General features: G+C 69.9%; 6 protein-coding genes and 1 pseudogene. 3 read left to right on the top strand and 4 right to left on the bottom strand.

Annotated features, from left to right (window positions below; all coding sequences use genetic code 11):
- Positions 1-345: 345 nt before the first annotated feature.
- The 4 genes and pseudogenes from VR44_RS19490 to VR44_RS42740 all read right to left on the bottom strand — a co-directional run bounded on the left by VR44_RS19490 (position 346) and on the right by VR44_RS42740 (position 2,623).
- Positions 346-663, bottom strand: a complete 318-nt coding sequence (locus VR44_RS19490) for a hypothetical protein (RefSeq protein ID WP_245692012.1) — start codon at positions 661-663, stop codon at positions 346-348.
- A gap of 253 nt (positions 664-916) precedes the next feature.
- On the bottom strand, positions 917-1,189 hold the full coding sequence (locus VR44_RS19495; RefSeq protein WP_157880355.1) for a hypothetical protein: 273 nt from the start codon (positions 1,187-1,189) through the stop codon (positions 917-919).
- Between the two features lie 248 nt (positions 1,190-1,437).
- Positions 1,438-1,719 carry a hypothetical protein gene (locus VR44_RS19500; RefSeq protein ID WP_045948829.1) on the bottom strand — a complete coding sequence of 94 codons (282 nt, stop codon included), beginning with the start codon at positions 1,717-1,719 and terminating at the stop codon, positions 1,438-1,440.
- A gap of 27 nt (positions 1,720-1,746) precedes the next feature.
- A pseudogene (locus VR44_RS42740) lies at positions 1,747-2,623 on the bottom strand (IS5 family transposase).
- A gap of 453 nt (positions 2,624-3,076) precedes the next feature.
- Here VR44_RS42740 and VR44_RS19510 point away from each other — a divergent pair.
- The 3 genes from VR44_RS19510 to VR44_RS46425 form a co-directional block, all read left to right on the top strand.
- Positions 3,077-4,726 (top strand): serine/threonine-protein kinase, encoded by a 1,650-nt coding sequence (locus VR44_RS19510; protein ID WP_045948830.1) that lies wholly within the window; start codon positions 3,077-3,079, stop codon positions 4,724-4,726.
- Between the two features lie 70 nt (positions 4,727-4,796).
- Positions 4,797-6,344: a serine/threonine-protein kinase gene (locus tag VR44_RS19515; protein WP_094191759.1), complete on the top strand. Its 1,548-nt coding sequence runs from the start codon at positions 4,797-4,799 to the stop codon at positions 6,342-6,344.
- 129 nt (positions 6,345-6,473) lie between these two features.
- The coding region (locus tag VR44_RS46425; protein ID WP_211275095.1) for a hypothetical protein at positions 6,474-6,677 on the top strand (204 nt) is incomplete at its 3' end.

Here is a 6,677-nt window from a genome sequence, read left to right on the forward strand (position 1 = left end):
GTTGAAGTCCCCGACCACGCTCACCGGCCCGGCGGGGGTGTCCTCGGGCAGGCGGAAGGTGACCTGGGTACGGCCCTTGACCTGCTTGCGTTCCAGCATAGGAAGTCTCCATCGAAGAAGGCGTCGAAAAAGGGGCTTGCGCATCCTCGCCCTGTGCGAGGTCCGTCCCGGGTGGGACGTGCCGCGCGCGGGCGCGGGGTCGGTGGGCTGGCCGTCCGGCACGGCGTGCCGTATCCCGGCCTGGTGGAGGGCTGCGCCTGCTGGCATGAGTGCGGCGGGCTCGGAGTTTTGACAGACCGGTGGCCTGGTGGCGGATCTGGCGGGGAGCCTGGTGTGGGGTGCTGGTCAGGTGTGGGTGGGCCAGCCGGTGGTCGTGTCCGTCTGGTTGCGGGCGTGGTGGGCGCGTTCTTGGAGGAGGCGGCGGAAGCCTGGCAGCGTGTAGCGGTCGCCGCACGCGGTGCCGGGGCCGGGGATCCCGGCGACGTCGGCCATCAGGTGTTGGGGCTGGGGCTGCCAGCCGACCACCAGTGCGCGCAGGCCTGCCAGTTCGGCGTGCTGGTGCAGGTGCAGCAGGTGCAGCAACCCGTCGACGTCCATGAATCGGATGCCGTGGACGTCGGGCATCAGGTCGCGCTCACGCCCGCTGATGGCGTCCAGCGTCACCCGGAGAGGATCGCCAGCATCGTGGTCGGGGGGCCGCTGATCGCGGCCAGGACCGTAGGGCCGCGGCGCTGGAGGCCGATGGTGATCAAGTGAGTCTCCTCCCGGCCGCAGGCACCGGACCCTGGGCTCTCCCATCCTGGCGGGTGGTTCCTCCGAATGGGTGCCAGGGCGCGCTGGGAGCCGGCCGTCGATACCAGGGCCCCGAACGTCGGACCGTCTTCGGGGGGTAGGGCGCGCCATTACAGGACGGGGGTTAGGGCGGTGACGGCGGCACCGAGGAACCAGGCCAGGCGTCCGTGGACGCGGGCGAGGCGACGGCCAGGACGGCGAGGACTTCCCGCAGCCGCTCCAGGCGTTCGGTCGCAGGCAGTGCCTGCTGGGCGTGCGGCGTGCCGATGGCTTGGTGGAGGTCGGCGGCGGCCTTCGCGGCAAGGGCGCGGTCGGCGGGAGTAGGGGCCCATGCCTGGTCGTGGATCTCGCGTTCGGCTTCCTCCGCCAGGACCTCGATCATCCTTCGCAGCTCCATCCCGTCACCCTAGGCCACACCCGGTGTGCTGACCGGGGGCCGGGCCATTGAGCATGGCGGTCAGGTAGGGAGACGGACGGCAAGAACGGGAACGGGAACTCACCCGAAGTGGCTCCGGGCCGCCCGGTATCCGGGGCCGCAGGCGGGTAGGTCCCCTCGATGAAGCTCCCTCCGCATCCTGCCCAGTCTGCGGCCCCCCGCCTCATCCAGGGCCTTTTCCGAAAGTGGCTGAAGATGTGGAAAGTCGTTCAGAGGCCGCGGATGGCCTTGTCCAGGTCGGATCCGTAGGAGGCCCAGCAGATCACTGAGCCGTCATCGTCGAGCTGTCCCATGAACCACTCACCGTCGTCCCTCACGAGGCACAAGTCGTGGAACGCAAGAATCACATCGGGCCGGAGCGGTTCGTAGTCGCCCTGACCGGCCACCTCAAGAACTACGAGCCGATCGAATGAGAGCGAGATGGCGCTTGGGTCTCCGGAAAGAGCGCGCACACGCTCGATCGTCCATCCGGTGGGGAGTTCTGAGTTCACCGGGGTATCGTTCCAGGAGACCGCCCGTCACAGCCACTCGTTAGGGACTGCGACCAGCACGGTTGCCTCGCAGCGGACGGCGAGCTTGTCGTAGCGCGTGGCGACAGCGCGGTGTCTCTTGAGGCGGTTGATGCCGCACTCGACCGCGTGGCGCTGGCGGTAGTCGGTCAGCTCGAAATGCGGCGGCCGGCCACCACGGGAGCCGAGCTTCTGGCGGTTGCGTGCCTGGTCGGCCTTGTCCGGGATGGTGCAGCGGATCCCCCGGCGGCGCAGGTAGGAACGGTTCTTGCGGGAGGCGTACGCCTCGTCTGCGCGGACCCGATCGGGGCGGACGCGTGGCCGGCCCGGCCCGATGCGGGGCACGCGGACCTTCTCCAGCATGGGTTCGAACTACGGCGAGTCCCCGCGCTGTCCTGCCGTGATCACGATCGACATGGGCTTTTGGCCCTGCTCGACGGCCAAGTGGAGCTTGGTGGTGAACCCACCGCGCGAGCGTCCCAGCCCGTGATCACCAGGCTCGGTGAAGATGCCGCCCGGTGGTTCCTTCTGCAGGTCGCCCTGCTTGCGGGCCCCGGCCGCGCGCTGATGGGCGCGGCAGACCGTGGACTCGACGCTCAGGCCCCACGTGATCGCTCCCTTGCGCGTCGGCCAGGGACTGGAGGCGTGTGAGGATCCGGTGCCAGGTGCCGTCCCGCTGCCACCGGCGGAATAGGTCGTAGACCCGGTTCCACGGCCCGTATTCAACCGGGATATCCCGCCATGGAACACCGCTACGGACCCGGAATCGTATGCCGTCGATCAACTGGCGCCGAGGCCAGACAGGCGGCCTCCCCGCCCTGATGCCCTTCGGCAACAGCGGCTCCAGCCCCGCCCACTGCTCGTCTGTGAGATCTCCCCGTCCCATGACCTGTGATCATTCACAGCCCAAGATCCATTTTCGATACACGACCCAGCCGGAGGGAGGCCGACCGGGCTGGGCAGCTGCGCTGGTTGGGGTGCGGGTAGCCCGTGCCGATCGGCGCCGTCCGACTTCCGCCGCCGGGCCCCTGACAGCTCGGGAGGCTGGGATGGAGGCGGATCGGCGGAGAACGGGCTGTCACGCACTTCCGTACGCAGGCCGCCGAAGCCGGCGAGCAGGACGTGACCGTCACCGGGGCATCATGTTCGCCGGCTTCACGTCACGGTGCACGATGTCCAGCCGGTGCGCCGCGTCCAACGCGCGGAGCAGAGGTTGAGACGATTCGCCAGGCCGCGGCTTGTGCGGGATTCCAGGAGCTCCTGCGGGCGGCTTTCCGCTCGTCTGTATGATCCTCTCGCTCCAGGACCTGAAGGTTCGCCACGGGAGGGGAAGGCCTGCATGGGTGCAACAGGGCTGTCCAAGCCGTTGGACATAGGGCCGTTCCGGGCGGTTGCCGAACTCGGGCAGGGGGGCATGGGGCGCGTTCTGCTCGGCGTGGGCCCCGACGGCCGCCTCGCCGCGGTGAAGCAGGTGCACCCGGAGCTGGCCGAGGACCCGGGGTTCCGGGCCCGCTTCCGGCGTGAGGTGGCGGCTTCGCGCAAGGTGTCGGGGGCTTTTACCGCCGCCGTGCTGGACGCCGACGCCGACGCCCACTCACCATGGCTGGCATCGGTGTTCGTGCCGGGCCCCACGCTGAGCCAGGCCACCGACGCGGCGGGCCCGTTACCCGAGGAGGCGGTGAGGCTGCTCGCGGCGGGCTTGGCGCAGGCACTGGTCGACGTGCACCGGTCCGGCCTGATCCACCGTGACCTGAAGCCGTCCAACGTGCTCCTTGCCGAGGATGGGGTACGCGTCATCGACTTCGGCATCGCGCGAGCCGTCGAGGGGCATACCAGGCTCACCCACACCGGCGCCGTGGTGGGTTCGCCGCCCTTCATGGCGCCCGAACAGGTCCAGGGGCGCGCATTGACCGGTGCCGCCGACGTGTTCTCGCTCGGTTCGACGCTGGTGATGGCATGCACGGGCAGGCCGCCCTTCGCGGGTTCGTCGGTGCCGGGAGTGCTCTACAACGTCGCGCACGGCGCCCCCGACCTGGACGCGGTGCCGCGGGTGCTGCGGTCTTTCATCGAGCCGTGTTTGGCCAAAGACCCGGCGCAGCGTCCGTCGCCACTGGAACTCCTCGCGGCGATCGGGACGGTGACAGCCACGTCCGGGATGTGGCCCGAGGCGGTGCGCCGCCTCGCGACCGAGCAGCGGGCGGAGATCGACCAGCTGGTCGCCGGGCCTGCCGCGTCCTCTGCTCCCGACGTCAGCGAGCGGGGCCGGGTCCTGTTTCCGCTCGCTGCGTCCCTGCCGCCTTCCCCGCCCGCCCCGCTTGCAGCTGTGCACCGTCACAAGCGCACCTGGTGGCTGGCGGGCGCTGCCGCGGTGTCGGCGGTCGCCGTGGTGACTGCCCTGAACTTCCTGCCCCCGGACGGCAAGGGCGGAACTGGGGAAGGCGGCGGGACGGGGGGAGCCCCGCGGAAGACCGACGCCGCAGTGCCCAGCGAAAGAGGACCCGTCCCGACCCCCGGGACGACGCCCCTGTCGAGAGTCGGCGACAAGTACACCCAGCGGGTGCCGTCGTGCCAGGACGCCAAGGGTACGGTGGAGCTGCCTCCAGGCTACGGAGATCCGTTCGGCAACATTGAGGCCGCCGGTGATACGCCCGAGGAATCCAACCAGTGCTCTTGGAGTGACCGGTACGGAGACAAGGTCTTCGTCTCCTGGGACCGCCACCTCTCGGAAGCCGGCAAGACCGGAGCGGAGCTGGCGAAGCAGGCCTACGAGAGCAGCTACGCCTCCGCCTGGCAGTCCTACGAGCGTGCTGACCTCGGGGTCGGCGAGGAAGCCTACTGGCAGCGAGGCAAGGCCTATCTCTACGCCCGGGACGTCAACCTCAAGCTCAGCGTCGCCGTAGAGGGCAGCAGGTACACCGTGGACGAGGCCAGGGACATTGCGAAGGCCGCGGGGAAGTCGGCTCTGAAGCTGGCGGAGGCCCGACGGTGAGGCGCCTGGGACCCGATGACCCGGCCACCGCCGGACCCTACCGCCTGCTTGCCGAACTCGGCAGGGGGGGATGGGACGGGTGTTGCTCGGCTCCGCGCCAGACGGAAGACTCGTCGCGGTCAAGCAGGTACACGCGCGGTTCGCCGCCGACGTCGGATTCCGGGCCCGCTTCCGGCGCGAGGTCACCGCTTCTCGGAAGGTGTCCGGCGCGTACGCGGCAGCGGTGATGGACGCCGACGCCGACGCACCAACGCCGTGGCTCGCGTCGGTGTTCGTCAACGGCCCCTCACTGGGCGCGGCCGTAGAGAAGGCGGGGCCGCTGCCGGAAGAGGCCGTCCGCCGCCTCGCCGCCGGACTGACCACCGCGCTCACCGACATCCACCGCGCAGGGCTGATCCACCGGGACCTCAAGCCCGACAACGTCTTGCTCGCCGAGGACGGTGTACGCATCATCGACTTCGGCATCGCCCGCGGCACCGCCGAGGGCACCGCTGCAACCGAACTGACACAGTCCGGCTCGGTGGTCGGCTCACCCGCGTTCATGTCACCGGAACAGGCCCAGGGCCACGAACTGACCCCGGCCACCGACGTGTTCTCGCTCGGCTCGGTCCTCACAGCGGCCGCGACCGGCCAGAGCCCCTTCACGGGCATGTCGATGGCGGCGACCCTCTACAACGTGGTGCACACCCAGCCCGGCCTGTCCGACCTGCCGCCGGGGCTGCGCACGATCGTGGAGCTGTGCCTGGCCAAGGACCCGGCGACCCGGCCCACCCCGGAGCAGCTCCTCGCGCTCCTCGGCCGGGTCGCACCCGCCGACCGGCCCTGGCCCCCCGCCGTTCACCGCATGATCGCCGCCCGGCGTTCGGACATCGACCGGCTGCTCGGCGACACCGACCGCACGCTCGTCCCCGAACAAGAGCCTGCCCTGGCCGCAGAGGCGGGAACGACCCGTCTTCAACCGGCGGCCGACGCCACGGCGACCCTGCCTACACCCCGTCGGCGCACCGGGAAGACCATCGCCCTGGTGGCAGCCTGCGTGCTCGCCGTTGTCGGTGTTGGAGCGGGAATATACGCGCTGCACCGCGACGGCGAGCCGGAACCGACGCGTACGGACTCGGCATCCGGGACGAAATACATGAAGGCGCCGATCTGCTCCGAGGCCGCCGGCCGGCTGCCGCTGCCCGCACGCTCGGAAGAGCTCGACTATTACAGCGAGGGCTACAAAGGCGCCTCAACCAGCTGCGCTTGGGGAACCATATCCGGCGACCCCACAAAAATCAGGATCGCCGGCCTGGTCGACAAGGTGCACGCCTTCGTCGGCTGGGAACTGAAGCGCGACGACAACGCCAAGGACGACGAGACCGAACAACAGCGCAAGAAGTTCCGTGAGGACGCCGCCAAGGAAACCCCTGCGACAAACCTCGGCTTCGGCGACGAGGCGTACTGGAGCGCCCCCTATGCGACCTATCCCGACCCCGAGGAACACTGCAGCCTGTACGTCCGCGACGGCAACGTCGTGGTCCACGTAGCTCTGGGCGGCCAGGAACACCCCGTATCCACATGCAAGACGGAGGCACAGAAGATCGCCCGCGCCGCCATCGCAGCCATGCCCCGCTAAGCTGCCCGGCCGGGTCGGACCAAGGTACGCAACGCGTAAAACCCCGACGCGGGGGACCCCCTCATCGGCAGGAGCCCTACCCACTCCGTGTTCCCCCGTAGGGAGTAAGCCGTCATGGACATGTCTTAAATGGGTGGGGATTCGACCGACGAGGAGTCGGGGCGCGCGCCGGCCGGGCCCTCGTCGGGGGAGTCGGTCCCGCGCTGTCGCCCGTCGGCCGGCCGCCGCCTGGCTGCCGGGATGGTCAAGGTGCTCGCCGCCGAGGCGGTCAAGGCCGCGTTGTCGGAGTGGGCGCCGGAGTGCTGGCGCACGCGACGACGGGACGGTTTCCGT

It is taken from the genome of Streptomyces katrae, assembly GCF_000966975.1.
Lineage (GTDB): Bacteria > Actinomycetota > Actinomycetes > Streptomycetales > Streptomycetaceae > Streptomyces > Streptomyces katrae.

Excerpts from the sequence above, each read along its gene's own strand:
- VR44_RS19495 (WP_157880355.1), bottom strand. The coding sequence starts at position 1,189 with ATGGAGCTGCGAAGGATGATCGAGGTCCTGGCGGAGGAAGCCGAACGC.
- VR44_RS19510 (WP_045948830.1), top strand. The coding sequence starts at position 3,077 with ATGGGTGCAACAGGGCTGTCCAAGCCGTTGGACATAGGGCCGTTCCGG.
- VR44_RS19515 (WP_094191759.1), top strand. The coding sequence starts at position 4,797 with ATGGGACGGGTGTTGCTCGGCTCCGCGCCAGACGGAAGACTCGTCGCG.